General features: G+C 29.5%; 18 protein-coding genes and 2 pseudogenes. 3 read left to right on the forward strand and 17 right to left on the reverse strand.

Features of this window, described 5'->3' with window-relative positions:
- Nucleotides 1–15 precede the first annotated feature (15 nt).
- The 4 genes from B3J31_RS02615 to B3J31_RS02630 form a co-directional block, all read right to left on the reverse strand.
- Nucleotides 16–2,001: an aminopeptidase gene (locus B3J31_RS02615; RefSeq protein WP_346866789.1), complete on the reverse strand. Its 1,986-nt coding sequence runs from the start codon at nucleotides 1,999–2,001 to the stop codon at nucleotides 16–18.
- A gap of 150 nt (nucleotides 2,002–2,151) precedes the next feature.
- Nucleotides 2,152–2,475, reverse strand: coding sequence for a DUF2325 domain-containing protein (locus B3J31_RS02620; protein ID WP_035131143.1), 324 nt, complete (start codon nucleotides 2,473–2,475; stop codon nucleotides 2,152–2,154).
- Nucleotides 2,476–2,855: 380 nt separating this feature from the next.
- The gene (locus B3J31_RS02625) at nucleotides 2,856–3,911 is read right to left on the reverse strand and encodes a spermidine/putrescine ABC transporter substrate-binding protein (protein ID WP_346866788.1); all 1,056 of its coding nucleotides are present in this window, start codon (nucleotides 3,909–3,911) and stop codon (nucleotides 2,856–2,858) included.
- Between the two features lie 194 nt (nucleotides 3,912–4,105).
- On the reverse strand, nucleotides 4,106–4,639 hold the full coding sequence (locus tag B3J31_RS02630; RefSeq protein WP_346866787.1) for an NUDIX hydrolase: 534 nt from the start codon (nucleotides 4,637–4,639) through the stop codon (nucleotides 4,106–4,108).
- A 407-nt stretch (nucleotides 4,640–5,046) separates the two neighbouring features.
- Here B3J31_RS02630 and B3J31_RS02635 point away from each other — a divergent pair, with 407 nt between their 5' ends.
- Nucleotides 5,047–5,211 (forward strand): hypothetical protein, encoded by a 165-nt coding sequence (locus tag B3J31_RS02635; protein WP_346873568.1) that lies wholly within the window; start codon nucleotides 5,047–5,049, stop codon nucleotides 5,209–5,211.
- Between the two features lie 277 nt (nucleotides 5,212–5,488).
- Here the strand turns inward: B3J31_RS02635 and B3J31_RS02640 are convergent, their stop codons facing one another.
- The 9 genes and pseudogenes from B3J31_RS02640 to B3J31_RS02680 all read right to left on the reverse strand — a co-directional run bounded on the left by B3J31_RS02640 (nucleotide 5,489) and on the right by B3J31_RS02680 (nucleotide 14,763).
- Complete coding sequence (locus B3J31_RS02640) at nucleotides 5,489–7,147, reverse strand: hypothetical protein (RefSeq protein ID WP_346866786.1); 1,659 nt, start codon at nucleotides 7,145–7,147, stop codon at nucleotides 5,489–5,491.
- A gap of 2 nt (nucleotides 7,148–7,149) precedes the next feature.
- The gene (locus tag B3J31_RS02645; protein ID WP_150843525.1) at nucleotides 7,150–7,935 is read right to left on the reverse strand and encodes an ATP-binding cassette domain-containing protein; all 786 of its coding nucleotides are present in this window, start codon (nucleotides 7,933–7,935) and stop codon (nucleotides 7,150–7,152) included.
- Nucleotides 7,936–8,278: 343 nt separating this feature from the next.
- The gene (locus B3J31_RS02650) at nucleotides 8,279–10,051 is read right to left on the reverse strand and encodes an ABC transporter ATP-binding protein (protein ID WP_346866785.1); all 1,773 of its coding nucleotides are present in this window, start codon (nucleotides 10,049–10,051) and stop codon (nucleotides 8,279–8,281) included.
- Between the two features lie 411 nt (nucleotides 10,052–10,462).
- Nucleotides 10,463–11,323, reverse strand: a complete 861-nt coding sequence (locus tag B3J31_RS02655; protein ID WP_346866784.1) for a GNAT family N-acetyltransferase — start codon at nucleotides 11,321–11,323, stop codon at nucleotides 10,463–10,465.
- A gap of 332 nt (nucleotides 11,324–11,655) precedes the next feature.
- A pseudogene (locus B3J31_RS02660) lies at nucleotides 11,656–12,231 on the reverse strand (His/Gly/Thr/Pro-type tRNA ligase C-terminal domain-containing protein); the annotation flags it as partial.
- Nucleotides 12,232–12,733: 502 nt separating this feature from the next.
- Nucleotides 12,734–13,306 (reverse strand): hypothetical protein, encoded by a 573-nt coding sequence (locus B3J31_RS02665; RefSeq protein WP_346866783.1) that lies wholly within the window; start codon nucleotides 13,304–13,306, stop codon nucleotides 12,734–12,736.
- Between the two features lie 130 nt (nucleotides 13,307–13,436).
- Nucleotides 13,437–13,883, reverse strand: a complete 447-nt coding sequence (locus B3J31_RS02670) for a hypothetical protein (RefSeq protein WP_346866782.1) — start codon at nucleotides 13,881–13,883, stop codon at nucleotides 13,437–13,439.
- A 109-nt stretch (nucleotides 13,884–13,992) separates the two neighbouring features.
- A complete protein-coding gene (locus tag B3J31_RS02675) occupies nucleotides 13,993–14,232 on the reverse strand; it encodes a BhlA/UviB family holin-like peptide (protein WP_150843522.1) in 240 nt (79 codons plus the stop codon).
- Nucleotides 14,233–14,244: 12 nt separating this feature from the next.
- Nucleotides 14,245–14,763, reverse strand: coding sequence for an RNA polymerase sigma factor (locus B3J31_RS02680; RefSeq protein WP_346866781.1), 519 nt, complete (start codon nucleotides 14,761–14,763; stop codon nucleotides 14,245–14,247).
- 472 nt (nucleotides 14,764–15,235) lie between these two features.
- Between B3J31_RS02680 and B3J31_RS02685 the strand changes: the two genes are divergently transcribed.
- Entirely contained in the window at nucleotides 15,236–15,664 is a 429-nt protein-coding gene (locus B3J31_RS02685; protein WP_051823927.1) for a hypothetical protein, read from the forward strand.
- A 163-nt stretch (nucleotides 15,665–15,827) separates the two neighbouring features.
- Here B3J31_RS02685 and B3J31_RS02690 read toward each other — a convergent pair whose 3' ends face one another.
- The 3 genes and pseudogenes from B3J31_RS02690 to B3J31_RS02700 all read right to left on the reverse strand — a co-directional run.
- Entirely contained in the window at nucleotides 15,828–17,150 is a 1,323-nt protein-coding gene (locus tag B3J31_RS02690; protein ID WP_346866780.1) for an IS3 family transposase, read from the reverse strand.
- A 367-nt stretch (nucleotides 17,151–17,517) separates the two neighbouring features.
- Nucleotides 17,518–17,811 carry a hypothetical protein gene (locus B3J31_RS02695; protein ID WP_051823929.1) on the reverse strand — a complete coding sequence of 98 codons (294 nt, stop codon included), beginning with the start codon at nucleotides 17,809–17,811 and terminating at the stop codon, nucleotides 17,518–17,520.
- An 87-nt stretch (nucleotides 17,812–17,898) separates the two neighbouring features.
- A pseudogene (locus B3J31_RS02700) lies at nucleotides 17,899–18,195 on the reverse strand (DNA methyltransferase); the annotation flags it as partial.
- 563 nt (nucleotides 18,196–18,758) lie between these two features.
- On the opposite strand from B3J31_RS02700, the gene B3J31_RS02705 reads away from it, so the two are divergent.
- Nucleotides 18,759–18,920: a hypothetical protein gene (locus B3J31_RS02705; protein ID WP_167402960.1), complete on the forward strand. Its 162-nt coding sequence runs from the start codon at nucleotides 18,759–18,761 to the stop codon at nucleotides 18,918–18,920.
- A gap of 259 nt (nucleotides 18,921–19,179) precedes the next feature.
- Here B3J31_RS02705 and B3J31_RS02710 read toward each other — a convergent pair whose 3' ends face one another.
- Nucleotides 19,180–19,554: a GNAT family N-acetyltransferase gene (locus tag B3J31_RS02710; protein ID WP_346866779.1), complete on the reverse strand. Its 375-nt coding sequence runs from the start codon at nucleotides 19,552–19,554 to the stop codon at nucleotides 19,180–19,182.
- Nucleotides 19,555–19,597 lie beyond the last annotated feature (43 nt).

The raw sequence follows: 19,597 nt of genomic DNA on the forward strand, positions 1-19,597 counted from the left end.
ATTTCTATAAAAATATTAAGCCTCTCCATTGAAAGGTTCATTTAATTCCTCAGTGCCCTTTAAAATAAATCTACCATTTTTAATTACTTCAATAACTTCCCCATCCTTTGTTATAGCATTTATAAACTCTAAGCTATCGTAAGGTATAGTTATATCTGTATGACATTGAGTATATGCACTTTCTATATCAGTTTTTCTAAGAATAGATTTTTCATTATCCTTAGCAATTATTTCTTTTCCATCAAAAGCATTATATACTCTTTCATCTTCACTATATGAATAACAAGTATCACCCACTGCAAAGTGTGGTCCCATCTTTTCTCCAATAAGGATAGGAAGTATAGGTACTATATTATGCTTCTGTGCTATAACATATGCTAAGGTGTTTGTACCTATTGCAAACTCACCAAGAGGTAAAGTTTTATTTGGGAACAACAGATTTTCCTCTACATACTTTTTATTTTTAGATTCTTCATCAAAATTAGAACAGTTATATTCAGCTATATATCCATCCTTAAATAAAAGTTCTAAGTTGATATATTTAAGGCCATCTAGGAAGATTTCCTCTAGATGTAGAAGTCCATTTGTACCTTTTAACATTGGAGATGTAAATACCTCTCCAACCGGTATATTTACAGTAGCAATACAGTTTTCAAAGTTTGTTTCCTTTTCTGGATTGTTGATTTCCTGCATTTTAACCTTTATATCTGTTTTATTTCCATTGCAGCCCTTAACATGGATAAACTCACCCTTATCTAAAGCCCCAATAATATCATTTTGGATTCTTTCCCACTTGTCTGAATCTAGAGTATTTATCTTCATAGTATCCGCAAAGATTTCCTCAAAATTCTCTCCTATCTCTGGACTAGGGAAAGCTATAATAGTAAAGGTTGTTTCCTTAGATGGCATGTACTTATCTTGAACAGTTCTAAGTCTTACCGCTGCATTTTGGTAAACCTTACTTTGCTCTTCACTTAACTTTAAAGCTGTATTCTTGCTTTCAGGTGCAAAAGGAACTTCTCCAAAGCTTTCAATAACCGCTATTCCAGAATACTTTCCTAAGCCTTCTTTAAATCTTTCAAAGGTAGCTGTAAATCTTTCTTCTCTAGTTTCTGCATAGTTTTTACTATAGAATAAAGCATTATCAAATCTATGATCATAAGTAAACTGTTTATTTGCTTCAGTAGATTCTACCATTGCAAGGACAGGGGTTAAGTTGTATTTACCAAACTCCTTTATAACCTCTTTAACAATAGCTTCTTCACCAACAAAGTATATTAGTCTAACTGTAGACTTAATAGTGTAATCCTTCTTTTCTCTTATAAAGCTATCCATATATCCTTTAACCATGGTATATGCAATCTTATTTACATCTTCATAAGTAGACAAAAATTTAGCTGTTTTTATTTCATTATCAGTTATATATTTTCCGTACTTAAATAAGTATCTTAAATCTTCTGCATTTGCTTCATCAACTATAGTTCTGTAATAACCCTTAGTATCTAAAGCTATATTATTAACCCTTTCCTCAGCTTCCATGTCTAAAATGCTAACTTCAAAATCTCTTATAAGCTCCATTAAACCATTAGCATTATCACCATGTTTAACTACATAGGCATAGGCATCTGTAAATAACTGTAGTAACTTTTCTATCTTCTCAGTCTTATGAGAAAATACTAAAGATATACATTCATTTAACCTATTATATAAATATGTAGCTATTTGGCCCATTTCTTTTCCTAGCTCTTTCACTGCATAGTCTGGGTTGCCGTAACTTGTTTTATAGTTGTCACCTATTAAGTCACTATAAATTTCATGATTTTCTTTTAAAAGTTCATCAAAGTCTTTCTTCTCAAAATACTCATCATTTAACTTTTCTTCTAAACTACATATTGAATATAGTTTTTCCCCCATTGTCTTAAAAAAAGTTAAATAATTTTTCCCCTGAGTATTTATTAAAGATACTTCTTTTACTCCATTAAGATTACAAATGTTCTTCATTTTATCCCCCACCCTTCTAAAAATATCCATAACAAAAACGTATCATATTCAGAAAATTAATACAATACTTTATGCGATTTTTGTTATCGGGGTAAAGTGCTAAAAGATTAAACTCTACCCCAAAAATGTTTCCTTAAATTAACTTTATATTTAATTACTATGTTTAGTACAGTTTTCGCAATCCCCAGAACAATTTAAACAATGAGTTTCTAATATACTCTTTAAAGAGCTGGAGCTACTACTATGAGATTTTGCTATACTGATATTCTTTCTTGCGGCCTCTTGCATAGCTGCATTAACCATCTTATGAGACACTGTGTTAGTAAACATTACTAATAAATCTGGACATCCTATTTGAGATTTAAAGCGACCTGGCATTTGTGTAAAGACCTTAGCCTTACAATTATATTTATCGCAAATCTTTTTATATTCACAAACCATCCTATCATGACCACCAATTATTACTATACTCATTTCCTTACCTCCTAAAATTTATATTATTTATATAAGCTCTTATGTATATGTAGCTATGCACTTCTAGGATTTTAAAATATTAACATGTTATAATAAGAAATTTTAAAATGCCTAAGTGTTTTAATTTTGCATATTTATGATGTTAACTATTTACATAGTTAAATAGTTATATAGCTAAATAGTTATATAGTTAGCTATGGCTTACCTACTGCTAAAATAAAATTAGGTAAGCGGCTAACTACCTTTAAAAAAGAAAGTTAGCCATTGCTTACTCAACTATAAAAAGATAAGTTAGCATCAACTAACTTATCTTTCAGTTTACTACTAAAGCTATGCTGTGTCAATATAACTTTCAGCATAAAATGTATCTTAAAATTTTTTTAATTACTTGATTTTATGCGTATCCATGCATCATCATATACCTTTTTCACATCACTCGGAAAATCCACATAGATTTCACATCTATCCATTATTTCTTTAGTCATATATGCATTAGGATTATTTCTAACTTCCTCTGGTTGCTCAAGTCTTGCTTCTTTATTAGGAGTTGTATACCCTATTTCATCAGCTATTCTTAATGCACTCTCCTTATCACTTACAAAGTTTATGAACTTTTCAGCGCCATCAACATTTTTAGCATTATAAGGTATGCATAAGCTATCAATCCAGAAGTTTGCCCCCTCCTTAGGTACTACATAAACTAAATTAGGGTATTCAGCTTGAAGATTTAATCCCTCTCCAGACCAAATCATGTTTATATCAGACTCCCCTGCCGGAATCATTACAGTTCCATTATCAACACCATATATTGGATTAACTAATTTCCTTTGATTTAATAGTAGCTCTTTAGCTTCTTTAATTTCTTTTGGATCAGTTGAATTTAAAGAATATCCAAGTTTCTTTAAAGCCACTCCTATGGTGTCTCTATAGGTATCAAACATAAAAATCTTATCTTTATACTTTTCATCCCATAATATATCGAAGCTATCTACTTCTTCTTTTACTACATCTTTATTATAAATAAGTCCTACTGTCCCAAACATATAAGGAACTGAATACTTATTACCTGGATCTATTTCTAGATTCAAATAGTCTTCATCCATTTGAGATATATTAGGTATATTATCTTTATTTAATTCTTGAACAAACTTATTTTTTATCATTCTAGGCATTAAAACATCAGATACTAATATAACATCATAGTTCACACCGCCCTGACTAATTTTTTGATACATAGTTTCCATATCATCAAAGGTTTCTACATTAACCTTTATACCATATTTCTTCTCAAATTCATTTACAGTTTCTTCATCTATATTTTCACCATAATTGAAAAAGCTTATTTTTTTAGAAGAATCTTTACTACAACCTGCAAAAACCACCAACATCATTAAAAAACATGTTGATAGACTCAATAATTTAAATAATTTTTTCATACTACACTTCCTTCCACATGATTTTATATATTATTTAAATCCTAAATATTCTTTCGGATTATAACATTATTTTAAATATATGTCTAATTGTATAGTATTTATTATTTAATTCACACAATACCCCTAAAATAAACCTCTATGTTTTTTATTTTAAAACTTTCACTTTATTAAATTATAAGTTTTAACTTGAGAAGTTACAGGATATGCTCATTTTCATTGATGGCACCATATTTTTTTCGAGAATCAAAAAATAGTTGTATCAAACTCTGATAATATGGTATAAATTCACCACTATCTATCATTGAAAATATCTCTTCTTTAGAAGCCCACTTCACTTTCTGAACTTCTTCATACTGCAATGATAGTTCATTGATATCAACATCTTGTTCAATTAAATAAATATCATCAAATCCATAGTTATAGTTCATGGTAATATGAGGTCTAATATTTTTTAAATCTATTCTTAACCCAATTTCCTCAAATAATTCTCTTTCAGCTGCAGATTGGCTTGTATCACCCTTTATAGCACTTCCACCTACTGTTATATCCCACATATTTGACCAACCTTCTTTGAAAGGTTGTCTCTGTTGAATTAGCATTTCACCATCTGAATTAAAAACACATACATGCACAACTAAATGATAATTATTTTTTTCAATAGGTTCGCCTCGAACCATAGTTTCATTTGTTTTATTACGATTAATATCATATACATCCCAAAGTTCCATATTCATACCTCCTCAAATATATATATTATTATATCTACTGATAAGCTTATTATATCTCATTACTTATGTTACAGTATTTTCACGTATAATAACAGCCCTAGTTAAGTCATATCAATGCGTAAGACTAAAAACTGCACTTGGTCTTAAAGGAAACTCGACTCACTTCATTCTCTGAGTAAGTTCGCCTAACTAAATCAAAGATTTAGAGGCTTACTTATGCATAGCTCTTTATAACTACTACAAGTGAGGTTTTTCCATTTTATTCTTATGTATATATTCTAGATAAATATGGTATAATTCTAAAGTAATATTTTGAAATCCATAGTAGGATGGCTATGGTGGTTGTACGTTCTCCCACCTTGGGTTATTGGTGATTTTCATCATAACTTAAGGGGGTGGTATTGGATATGATACTTACTTTATTAATTATATTAATATTTTTACTAATCATTATAACTAAGGCTTTAAGTTCAAAATCTAAACTTTTAGAATTTGAACTTAATATAGGTATTAAGTGTTTTAAATTTAGTTTTAAAACAAATGAAAACAGCACTCCATCCAACCAAGACTAAGTGCTGTTTCTAGAAAATTAATATTTTCAAAATCCAATAGCCCTAAAACTTAAAACGTTCTAAGGATTGCTTAGTGTTACCAGCACTAAGCTTTTCTTATTAGAATTCTTAGAAACTTGTTTCTTTAGAATTCTGTACTCCTCAGCTCGCCTGAGTGAGTTTCCTATATATATTATATCAAATTTTTATAAAAAATAAACATAAATTCTTTTTTATATTTTTCCAATCTCTCATCATCTAATATAATATGCATCTCCTTAGTATTATTTTCACCATATTATATCCCTATATCTTTCCAGCTTATTTTGAAGCTTCTTTTCCAAATAATTATATTAATTACAAAAAGAATTGCTATATATGCTCCTACATAGGTAATATTATTTCTAATTATTATGTGTATTGCAGCAAATATCCCAATAAGCACAAATGTAATCGCCCCTGGGCCTATAAGCTTACCAGTATCAGTTGAAGCAAATTTCACACTAAAAGGCATCATCTTATTAGACAGTTTAAAATAAACTAATGATGATATTAAAAGGACTAAAAACATTACAATTAAGTCTAAGATTATTGATGGTCCCTTTAATATTAAAAACACTATAGCCGTAAATAAATAAACTGGTATAACTAATTTAAATAAGGTTCCTTTTATTGCTCCTTTTAATATTACTCCTGGATCTTTTATTGGTAATACCTTATATATAAATGCACCTTTATAATTATCGCTATTATTTATATAAGCAGTGCAGAAGCATAGCATTAATACAGTTAAATACATTAATAAATGTACTTTTCCACCATAGCTTGTTTGAATAGTTTCAATAAAGGATTTATCCCTATCTGTAAAAATAAATAAAACTGGCATAAATACAGCCATTGAAAGAGAAGGATATACCTTAAGTTTAAAGTTTCTTTCTGTAGATATCATATTTTTAGTAAATGTAAACATGCTTTTTTCAACTTTATCTTTGCAAATTATTCCCGCTATAAAATCTTTTCTTATTTTATCTCCACCTCTTATAGCTCCCCCATTATCATTTAGTTTTTGAAGGTTCTTTTCAAAATATGGTACTACCTTCTTAACATAAAGGATAATTAGTATTACTGGAGCTAATATTGCCATTACAGATAAAAATATTAAAAAAGGATTTCTATTTCCATCTATTAATATTCCAAAAGGAGCTGCAAACCACATAGATGGAACTAAACTATGCCAAAACTTAGGTACATAAATAGCTGTAATATCTATAGTAGTAAAAAATCTATTAAATAACTGATACCCAAAAGTAAATAAAAATGCTAATAATATTTGAAAGTAATTTATAATATCCTTTAGCTTTTCTCCATCAAAGAACTTTAAAACTAAAGTATATAAAAATGCCGTTATTACTACAACTAATAAAGCTATTAGTATATTTTCCATAAAAAATATTGGTAAAAATATCACTCCATATTTTATTGTTCCAAAAATTAAAGGTATTAAATTAAGAGACAAAGATATACCAAGTAGATACATACATATATGAGTAAGCTTGGCAGCATTAAAGGTTTTACTATCTACAGGCTTTGGTAATAGTATGTTTTTTTCCTTTACATCTAATAAAACAGCTGAAAAATCTGATATCATAAGTGATACCATCATAAATAGATTTACACCTATAATAATATTTATATTTTTTAAAGCTGGCATATCAACTAACATTAACATTCCCATAAAAATGCTTAAAAATCCGTTAAAAAGAAGTAGTTGCTTATAATTATTCTTATCTTTATTTTCGGAAGACTTATTATTATTTGTGAAAACAGTACTTACTCTGCGTCCATCCATAGTTAATTTTATTTGCAAAATCATGCGCATAATATCATAATTAACACCGGCTTTTTTATACAGGGCTTTAAATTTATCTAATAGTCTTAATATGGCAAATTCATTCATAGCTATACCTCTTGAACTAAAGAAACAATCTCTTTAGCAATCTGTCCCTGTTCATTAAATCCTGTTAACTGATTAAATACTTCTTCCAAAGAGCTTTCCTTTTCACTATTTTTAAGCTCCTCAAAACTTCCATCTGCAGCTATTGTTCCATTATCAATAAGTATAATCCTATCACTTACCTTCTCTACAACATCCATTATGTGTGAAGAATAAAATATAGTTTTTCCTTCCTTTGCAAGATTACTCATAACTTCTTTAAATATCATTACACTATTAGCATCTAGTCCACTTAAAGGTTCATCAAAAAATAATATATCTGGATTATGAATTAAACTACATATTATTAGTAGCTTTTGCTTCATTCCTTTTGAATATGAAGATATTCTTGAGTTTATAGCTCCTTCAATTGTAAATAACTTCATAAGCTTTTTTGCTTTTTCAATAAGGGTATCTTGATCTATGCCATATACTCCACCTAAAAAGCTTATATATTCAAATGCAGTTAAATTTTCATATATATCAGCAAGCTCTGGAACATATCCAATTTTCTTCTTGTACTCTACACTTCCATTACTTATATCTTGTCCTAATATTTTTACCTGTCCTGTATAGCCTTCTATTATGCCAAGCATTATTTTTATAGTTGTACTCTTACCAGCACCATTAGTTCCTATATATCCTATTATTTGTCCTCTCTGTATCTCTAAATTTATTCCATTTAAGACACGCTTATCTCCAAAGTTCATTTTAAGATCTTTAATTGATATTATACTCTCTAAATTCTCCATAAGCTTTTCCACCTCAAAACACAACATGTGCAAAATTAATATTTTTTACACCTTATACACTAATATAGTACCAAATAAATGAGTTATTGTAAAATAAAGGTTTACAGCTTTACACAACGAATTAAATAAGTTGAGTTTCCTTTTATAATTAAAAGATATTACTTGCTATTTAGTTTCTAAAGCTATTTCCCATGCATTATAAAAATCTATAGCAAAAATCTTATTTTATTATAATACGATATTTTTACTTATAAAAATAGTCCTAACCATTCAATATCAATGGTTAAGACTATTTTTCACATTTATTTATAATAAGGTTCTCCGTGATAGGTATAACAATGCCCTAAACAGTGTTCTCCTGCATCATATATTTCTGCCAAAGTGTCCTGAAATGACCTTCATTACTTACCAGATTAGAAAAATGACCTTCTTGAATAATTCTACCGTTATCCATAACCACTATTTTGTCAAACATATGAAGTAAATGAAGTCTGTGAACGCTACATATAATGCATCGGTCTTTATAATTATCAAATATATTCCGCATTATGGCTCTTTCGTTTATTGCATCTATACTACTTGTAACCTCATCCAGCAGCATAATACTCTTATCTTGAGCAAAATAAAGCCCTCTTGCCAATGCAAGCCTTTGCTTTTCCCCGCCTGATAAGTTTATTCCCTTTTCTCTTATATCTGTTTCTAAACCCTTTGGCATTCTAGCTAATACCTCATTCAGACAAGCCATTTTCATTACCCTTTTAAGCTTTTCTTCATTTAGCTCCAGTCCAAAATTAATATTCCAACCAATAGTATTTTCGAATATTTCAGAATCCTGAGGTACAAACAGAGCCATATCCTGAATTACTTTTAAATTGTTATACTCTTTTCCATCCATTATAAGATTAACATGATCAGGCTTGTATAAGCCTGCAAGCATATTAAGAAAGGTACTCTTGCCTGACCCACTGGATCCTACCACCGCAATCTTTTCACAAGGCTTCATATCCAGATTAATATTGCATAGAGCACTATCCTTATCTCCATATTTAAAATCAAGTCCTTTAACCGACATACGCTTCCAATTAGATCTGCTCTTTTTATTCTGTTTTAGTATTTTTGTGTATTTCTCCACATGTTTTACTAAATAACTCTGCTCTGCAGCTGAATTTATTGGATCTACAGACTTTATTGATGCTTTCCAATGTATGATTTCATAAAAATTACTTGTAATCTGAAAGAATGCATCCCTCAACTGCCTAAAATAGTTAACAATCATTACAAGATTTCCTGTCATTATAGGTCCACCAGAATTACGGCATGACCATAAATAAAATATTATAATTGTAAGTTCTGTAAATATACCTCCAAAGGCTATAATAAAGCAGCGGGGCTGGTTAATCCAGAATTCATTCATGTTCTCGCTATAATACTCATCATACTTCTCATGAAGGTCTTTTCTTGTCTTTTTACCAAGCCCGAGATTTATAATTGTTTTAATATTTCCCACAAAATCGGATATCCTGGCAGAAAACACATGAAAGCTCTCATTTTGTCTGTCTAGAATAGGCTCAATTGCCTTATTCATTTTCGAAACAACAAATAAGTTAATTGATAAAAGTGTAATGCTTATTAGAGCTATCCTGATGTCAACAGTTGACAAGATAATAACTGGTCCTATTATTAAGATTATATTCTCCATATAATTATTCTGCGAAAATCCAAAGTTGCGAATAGCCTCACCTGCAACCCTCACCCTGTTTACTATCTCTCCGGAATGATGTTCTGCATGCCACTTCAATGGTAGAGTACATAATTTATCATAAACATCATCTACTAAACGCTGCTGGTTTTTTAAGGCTGTACTAAACTCGAACCATCGTCCCGAATGATGAAAAACCTGAAATATAAAAAATCCTGCTACATAAAGTCCAAACCATTTGATGATTTTCGTTGGGTCATTTAACTGATAGGTTTGAAGAGAATTTATAGCCATCCCAAATGCATAGGGCTGTAAAAGTTCCCCGCATATGGAAATTGAATGTAAAAAATATAGCGTAACCAATTTCCACCTATCTTTACCTGCATATTTCCACGTACTAACGAATAAATATAACATACTTTTTCCTCCTGTAAACTTTCATTCAATAAACTCAACATTATATTGAAGAATAATTAGGAGGTGACCTTATGTGATATTTACTCTTCTTTCGTAATACATATCAACGTCACAATTTCTCAAATAACCTTTTCATTTATATTTCACCTCATCCCTTTTAAAATTATCTAGTATTAATTACCAATCTTTACCCAACATTATACCATATCATCAATGAAAATCCACTTTAAACCTTAATTAACGTTTTATGTAATATATCAGACTGTAGACTAACTTTATATTTATTTCATATTGATAATATGCTTCCAACGTTACTTATGATACGTATCCCCATAACTATTACAAGTGATGTTTTAAACATTTTATCCTCCTGGCTATTGATCAACTATTCCCTTATAGCTAGGGGTAATATTAGATATTCATGGTCTTTTGGGGATGAATGCTTTTGTAAGCGAATTCTGCTATGTGAAGCTCTCTAAAACCTAGACTATCATATAATTTCCTAGCAGTATTTCCAATAACACACCATAACACCACTTCTTTATAACCTCGATTATATATTTCGTTGCATAAATACATCATAAATTTTTTTCCTATGCCACGTCCTTGCAAATCTATTTTTACTGATACGCTGCTAATCTCATTTCCTTCTAAATGTCCATGTGCAGCAATTTCATCATTTTCTTCGTATGTAAAACGATTAGCTGCATCTGCATTCCACCCTTGTCGATTTTTTTCACTTGGCTGTTCAACCATAGAATCTGGAAAATCTCCTACTTTAATACGCATTTCATGAAATGCCTGTGCATACAAAGCATGACTTTGTGGATAGTCTTCATCAATATATAACCTTACAGGTAACTGGCCAATTGCGAACCTTCCTTCTGTATGTTTCATATAAGCACTTGAAAATTGCCTCTCATAGCCAAACCTCCTTGCGAACCTTTTTGACACCTCATTATCAGCACGAAAATTTGTCATGATTTTGCTTGCTTCTTTATGCAGTTTGTTTTCACCATACTGAACCACAGACTGTCCTATTCCTTTCCTTCGATATTGTGGTGCCACAAATACAATTAAGCAAGATGATTTTTTCCCTGGTATTATAAGTGCTACTGCAACAATTTCCCCCTCTATGTATGCAACAGTGAGCGTTTCTGGTTCATTCTGCAATGCCCATAAAAATTCTTCGCTTGTTTCAATATCTTGAAGTAACATTTCCCTTACCACATCATACTCATTTTGACTTATTTCTTTGTATAGAAGTTCCATTTCTCTTTTCTCCTCCCATAATTATCTTAGTATTATATATAATCCTCACTACAAATTACTATTTGTCTATTATTCAAATTTGTTACTAATTTTATTATAAAATATTTTGTAAATATGTTATTACTTATTATACAGTACTTTTAGACATAAAAATAGCCTTAGACAAGTTATATCAATACCTAAGGCTATAAACCACGCTTCGTCTTAAAGGAAATTCGACTCACTTCATTCGCTGATTAAGTTCGCCTAACTAAATCAAAGATTTAGAGGCTTACTTATGATATAATTCTCCGTAACACTCGCAAGTGATATAGCAACAATAATAATAAACCTTAATATGCTTTCCCCCAATAAATCATTTTTTCTGCTTTTCTACCACAGCATGCACACTTGGTATCAATCTCTTCTTGTTCAAATGGAATACATCTAGAAGTTAATCCTGCTACTGCCTTAATTTTTTCTTCACATTCTCTTTCACCACACCATATCGCTTTAGTGAAACCTGATTTATTTTTAGCATTATATTTAAGCTCTTCTATTGTTTTAGCAACAAAAGTTCGTTCTTCCCTATTCTTTAACGTCTTCTCATATAAGCTCTTGTGAATTTCATCTAGTACAGCTAAAATTCTATCATTCAAACAATTTAAATTACATACTTCTTTTGCTCTAGTATCTCTTCTAACTAAAACTGCTTGATTGTTTTCTATATCCTTTGGTCCAATTTCAATTCTAACTGGTATCCCCTTCATTTCATATTGATTGAACTTCCATCCTGGCATCTTATCAGAATCATCTAGCTTAACTCTTACAACACTAGAAAGAATATTTTTTAGTTCATTAGCCTTATCAAGAACTCCCTCTCTATGTTGAGCAATTGGAACAATGACTGCTTGAATTGGTGCTACCTTAGTATTATTAACTTAATCTCTTTATCCATGTATTATATGTCCTTTAAAATTGACTATACTAACATTTTATACCACATGTTAAAATATAGATTATATAAACATTGTTTACTATTAATTGTATTATTTTATTAAAAATTGTATATTTAAGTAATTTTTATTACTACTTATAATAATCTATTTTTCACATTTATTTATACGGTGTATAAATTCTACTCACCAAATCAAAGATCTGGAGATCACTTACGGTACGGTTATTAACAACATCCCTAAGTAAATTTTCCCATTTTCCCAGTTTGATATTCCTCCTGCTTACATCCTATTGTTGGGAGTGTGGTGGTGCTATCAAATCTATTTTTAATCACTATTTTTTAATATGTAAAATATATTTTGTATGACATTCAAAATTTTAACAATATGATTATACTCTTTTGCTTTAAAAAACAACCTAAATCACTTTAGCTTAAAGTTGATTCAGGTTGTTTCTCTATTCAGTTAAATAGTTTCATTCACCATCTTCTACTATAGAATTTATCTCTTCAAAATAACCCTTTACCTTAGGAGCAAGTTCAAAATTATGATTAAAATTAAATTTAAATTGATAATAATAATTTCGACTAAAATCAGTAGCGTAAAATTCTTCTGATGGTATTCCAGCAATCTTCTGTGAAATTATATATACTTTATTTATTTTTTCTATTGTATCATTTAAATATTCAGTATCATTCAGTAATGAACTGTCATTAAGTCCAGCTAAGTAATCAACAACGGGTTCTATTTTTGAAGATAAATCTTCATTAAAACGGCTATTATTCATGATAGTACTTAAACGGTCTAATCTAGGTAACATTTTTTTTATCGAGTCATATTTTTCAGTTGTTGTTTCAGCCTCCATAATAATTTCATTATAATCTTCCATTATGTATCCAAACAACTTTATAGTGTTACTCGAATTAATATATATAGTATTGTTTACTCTATATACCATATTAGAAAAAGACCAAATTAGAAAAACTACTAAGATTAATAACCCAACTATGGTTATACCATAAATATCTTGAGTCTTCATTTTTCTCATAAAACTCCTCCTATATTCATTTTTGAAATTAGCATCATACCTAAATAACATTATACCACTTATTGATAATACAATAAATAAATGGAAGGAAAAATCCCTTCCACTTATCTTATTAATTTTCATTTTATTGTTAGAAAGTTACTGATGCCTTCAAAAACTCCGGTGCTATTTTCCAATACTGCTTGTTTTTTCCTTGGTATTCCCATACATATTTCTCCTTAAGTATAATAGTTGTATATCTTCCAAGAACCAGCAAGTCTATATATTTATCTACTGCTTCATATATTTTTCTAGCATGGTTCTTTTTGTCTACAGTAGACAGCATAGATATGAGATCAACTGCTGTTAATGCGCTTCCAAAGTATTCTGTTGAACCTATTATTATTGACACTATTTCTTTAAACACACTTACTTGTCCAGAATCAAATACATTAAAACATTTTCTTTTCATATCGCTTGCTTTTTGATAGCCATACAAATATGTTGTTTTGTATTTAACTGTCCCTGCAGCTGGATCTCCTAAAAGAGATACTTGACCATTTACTAATGACTCATTGATTACTTTTTCATTTTCCATAATTATCTTAAATCCTCCTTAAAATTATAAATATCTTTTATTTTCTTAATCGATTAAGTAATTACATATATAAAAGAGTGTTTTTCTATAAGATTTAGCAATATTGATTTTAATTTTTTTTCAAATTTTTTATGACATGTTTTTTTATTGTATCAACATCCTGTTTCACAACCTCTACAATATTAAGCTTTTCTGTCATCTGCTCAATTATATCCTGATAGTTTTTTTCTCTTTCTTCCTGCCGTTGGTCCCTTTTTTCTTGAGCTTTTAATATATAGAAAATTAAAAATATACTTAATATTGCCCACACACCTTGCCCTATTGCTCCTTCCATGAGTGCATTCTCCATATTATCACCCCTTTAATTTAAATAATTACGTAAGTTTGAAATAGCTGTATTATGAAGCCTAGTTACAGCTTGTCTACTAATTGAAATCTTAATAGCTATTTCCTTATCAGTAAAATCATTAACATACTTATCCTTTAAAACTAATCTCTGCTTTGGTGTCAATACATTGCTTTGAACTAAATCACTTAGAAATACATCAAATTCTTTATCTCTAAATTCGTTATCTATTTCTGAATATATATCTACAAGTGCTATTGTTTCTACTTTTTTTATTTTTAATAATCTGAGGCTTTCATATTTCAATGAATTGACTAAATACATAACTAATGCACCTTCACTCAATTTTTCAACCTTTTCATTGTCAATTTTATATATAAGTTTAAGTAAAAAAATCGTTAAATCAGTCTCTAGATATTCATTTTTATACTTTCTTGAGATTGACTGTATAAGTTTTTCAAATCTTTCTAGTATTATCTTTAAGCTCTCACTATTCCCCATTTTTGCTAAAATAATATTATCCTTTAACGACACTATTACATTCCCCCTTATAATATTATAAAATCATTATATTATATAAAGAGTATTTTTATATCAAAAAGGCAACATATGTTCTTAAATTTTGAAAAAAATTTCCTAATGTTCTCTTGACAGGGCCTCAATTATCGATTAACCATATTCATGATTTTTTTAATCATTTAGTTGATCTAACCGAGCCTATTTGTAAAAGCTAAACTCTGATTTATCAAAATAATAATTGCTGATACTACTGAAATCAAAGCTTACACTAAAGAAAATAATCCCAAATTCTTCGAATCTATCTTAAATACAGATAAGACAGCTAAGAGATCTAATCCAGACATAAATCCATACATATTTGCTTGTAGTAAAATGCCCAAGTCAACCTATGCTAACGATGAAATCAAGCGTTCATACATCAATGGTCATTATTGCTACGCATTAAAAGCAACTATATTAGTTAATTGCCTTGGTATCGTTAGACACATTGATTTTAACGACTCTCACTCTCAAGTCATTAGATTTTCAAAATCACGATACAGCTGAAAGTGCTAAAGATGATTATGCTTCAAAAGCTTTAATTCCCATAATGAGACGTTATTTTTCTATTCACCAGGACTTTAAATATAATTTCTTTCTTGGTGATGCTGCTTATGATTGTGATGATAACTATAAATATTTAACTAAGGATTGTAGCATAGTTCCAATAATACCTATTAATTCTCGTAATTCTTCTTCTTTACCACAGCCTAGCCGCTTTACTGATTATGGCACTTCTTTATGTCCGAATGACCCTAGCCTCCCTATGAAGTTTGATGGTATAACTAGAGAAAAGGGCCGTGTTATAAGAATCAAGTGGTTATGTCCAAAATCTAAAAATACTTATGAAAATAAAACAACAAAATACATTCTTTAAGAAGATTAGTCTCTTAAAGCCTATCCATAGTGTTTAAAATTTCCAATTAAATATCCTAGAGCTACTTTAGCCTAAATTCTTTTAATAGTTTTGCAATAGGCTATAAAAAAAGAGTTATTCAATATAAAGTGGTCCCTATGTCAAGGACATTTTAAAAAGAGAGCTATGCAGCTAAAAGCTGATTCCTGTATTGTACGGGAGTCAGCTTTTTCAAATTCCACTGACATCTATAATTGTTATAGTAGTCTATATAGTTATCTATACTAATTTGAAGTTCATCTAATTTAATGCAATTTTTGTAGGCAACCTCATCTTTCAAGTGACCAAAGAAAGACTCCTGCGGAGCATTATCCCAGCAGTTTTCTCTTCTAGACATAGATTGTCCAAGTTTGTATTTCTTTAATAAGTGTTGGAATTTGGGGCTAGTATAATGTACACCTTGATCAGAATGTATAAAAGCAGCATTATCTAGATGTAGCCCTGGCGTAGCCATTAGTTTATGAATTGTACCTGTAGCTATATCAAGAGTGATTTTATCTGACAAGTTATATGCTAATATTTCATTTGTTGAAGCATCTTTAATGGTCGATAAATAGGCCATATGATTATCACCATATGGAAGATAAGTAATATCTGTTAATAGTACTTTACCTGTAATTCCTTGCTTAAATTCTCTATTAAGCAGATTAGGAAGTACTGAATGTTCTTTAGTTGCTTTCGCAATTCGTTTATATGGATTGGCACATCTTATAGGGCATACAATATTATACTTTTTCATAATACGTTGAATTTTTTTCCTACTATAGACTATATTAAATTCATTTTCTAATGTCATTTTGATAGAACGAGAGCCCTTTTTATAACCTCTATGATTAAAAGCAATTAATATGGTATCACGCACTACCAAGTCTTCTTCTTCGCGTTGTTTCCTTTTATTATTGCATTTTAAGTAGTTATAATATCCCGAACGGGATACATTAGCTGTTTTACACAAATGAGTAACAACATTAGAAAAACTAGAACTATTGACAATAGACTCAATTAATCCAAATGCATCTGTTGTTGCTAATTTATTTCTTTTCACCTGCCTTTCGCATAGCTCTAATTTTTTTAGCATTTCTACCTCTGTCTTGAGATATTCAATTTCTGCATCTTTTCTAGCTATTATTTCATCCTTTGAAAGCTCACGCTTGAGCTTTGCTCCACTATTATGCTTTCTAGTATCATCTAAGCCTAATACGCCCTTATCTTTGAAAGCTTTTCGCCATCTAGCCCCAGCGACTTCACAACGCCTTTCACCTATAATACCAATATCAAAACCAGCTTCTTCGAAGATTAATCTAGATGTTTTTCCTTTCTTAGATTCAGCTATAAAATGTATTTTAAATTCATTCGAATATGTTATTGATTTTTCGCTTACACTTTGAACATATTTATTCTTTGATAATAATTCAACTTCTTCAACAGTAAAAGTCTTTTTACTCATTTTAATCACCTCATACTTTTATTGTACAAAAAAAGAACCTATACTGATAGCTCTCTTTTTATAGTGTCTATCATATAGGTTCCATTTTATAAAAGAACACCTCTTTTATACTTCATTATAATATATATTTATGATAATAATTAATTAACACTAAAAATACTTATATTATTAAGGAAATTGCACAATTCCTTGAGATCCTTCTAAAATATTGTTATTCATCCATACCGGTAAACAATCATGGTGTTGTAAAAATTGTATATGTTCGTCACTAATCCTAAATTCAAATAAAGCTATTTTATATACACTACCAGTATTTAAATTATATAAATAGTATATATTTATCATCTATTCTTATTTTATTTATAAGTTAGATAATATCACTATGGAACCTAACAAATTCAGATTGATTTCTGAAATCAGACACAATAATGCACATATACTTATTTTCCTTTAATACCCTTGCACTTTTAATAAATATATCTTTTAGTTGAATTAAAAAATCTCTATAATCATCTATATTAGCTAAATCTCTCTTATCATTGGAATAGTTTGTAGCTAATCCTTCTTGAACTCTTTTTTTAGTTTTTGGGTCTATCTTTTTATTTAACATAGACCAATCAGGCGGACTTGTTACAATTAAGTCTATACTTTCTCTTTCCATAGCTTCAAGAGCTTCCCTACAGTCTTTGTTTATAAATGTGTGTTTTTCAGATTCCCCTTTTCCAACCTCATATTCAATCCTATATTTTTACAAATCATACCAATGTTTAGACAACTCTATGTCCACTCCGATACGATTTGAAACTGCACACGCTTTTATTGTTGAACCTGTACCACTAAATGGGTCTAATACTTTTTGACCTTTTTTAGTGAAAAATAATATCAACTGTTCAACATCTTGAAATGAAAATGGTGCTGGGTGCTGTTTTTCCACTTGAGCATGAGGATGATTTGCTCCCAATCCTTTTTGATACCAAAAACTCTTTGTTTCTGGCAGCCACTCTTTTCCTGTTAAATCATTTAAGTTGTTCCTAGAATCAACAGTTGGCTTTAAACTATCTCCATGTTCATCCTTATATTTTTATATTTCCGCTCTACTAAACTCATTTCTACTCTTTTAATTTTTATGTACACCTATCTCTCCATCTTTTATTAATTTATTTAATTTGTGCTTTCTAATATCTAAATACTCCATAACTTCAGATGTTTTTAGTATTTTACACTATTTATTTTCTGTATTTATTAAATCAAATAGTGTATCCATTATGTTTCACCTCATTTTACTAGCATAGCTATTCCATAGTATCAACTTATTGTTTTTTACACCATTGTTATTATATGTTAGTGAAGAAGTCTTATACATTCTTATTATAGTATCTATGAAAAATATGTAAAAACCACCTTTACTTATGATACGCTTCTACGTATCGGTAGTAAGTGATGTTTTCCCATTTTATTCTTGTGTATACTTTCTACATAATTATGGTATAATTCTAAGGTGCTATTTTGAAATCCGTAGTAGGATGGCTGCGGAGGTTTTGAACGTTTTATCCTCCTTATGGGCTATTGGTGAATTATTTCACTGTAGCTTAGGAGGTGGTATTGGATATGTTTGATACTTTTATAAAATGTATATCAGTTGTTTATGTGATTAGATTAATTCTGAAACATAATCTTTTTATACATCATTTAAAAATTAAGATTAAATTTCTTGGTCTTGATATAGAAGTTAAAAGCAAAGAAAAAAGTGCTCCATCCTGCAAAGATTAGCACTTTTTCTAAGATTCGTAATTAAAACATAAATCTAATCCAATAGCCCTAAAACAAAATAAATGCTCTAAGGATTGCTTAGTGTTGACGCACTAAGCTTTTCTTACTAGAATTCCTAGAAACTTGTTTCTTTAGAATTCTGTACTCCTCAGCTCGCCTGAGTGAGTTTCCTATTTATATTATATCAAATTTTTATAAAAAATAAACATATATAACTTTTCTCTATAAAAACTTTTTACCTAATAAATAAATTAGAAATTTATAAATCTATCCAATATCGTTCAATAATACAATTCTCATCTTCAATTAATACTTCATTTTCTATTTTTCCACCTTGAGATAAAATAGTTTTCTGAGAAGCAAAATTATCATTATCACAAGTTAATAAAACTCTATTAATACGTAATATCTCCTTACAATAAATTAATGCTTGCCTTAATTCTTCTTTTGCATATCCCTTATTTCTTTCAGACTTTCTTACAGAATATCCTATATGACCACCATATTGTAAAAGATAATCATTTAAAAAATGCCTTATTTGTATCATTCCAACAATACGATTATCACTTTTCCTAATTGCTAATAATTGTGTTGATGTAACCATTCTTCCGTCTACTTCTTTTGTTTCATTCAATAATGATTTCTCAATATATTCATAGAACTAAATCGCTAAAAGC

Source organism: Clostridium sp. UBA5988, from assembly GCF_002435615.1.
GTDB classification, from domain to species: domain Bacteria; phylum Bacillota; class Clostridia; order Clostridiales; family Clostridiaceae; genus Clostridium_J; species Clostridium_J sulfidigenes.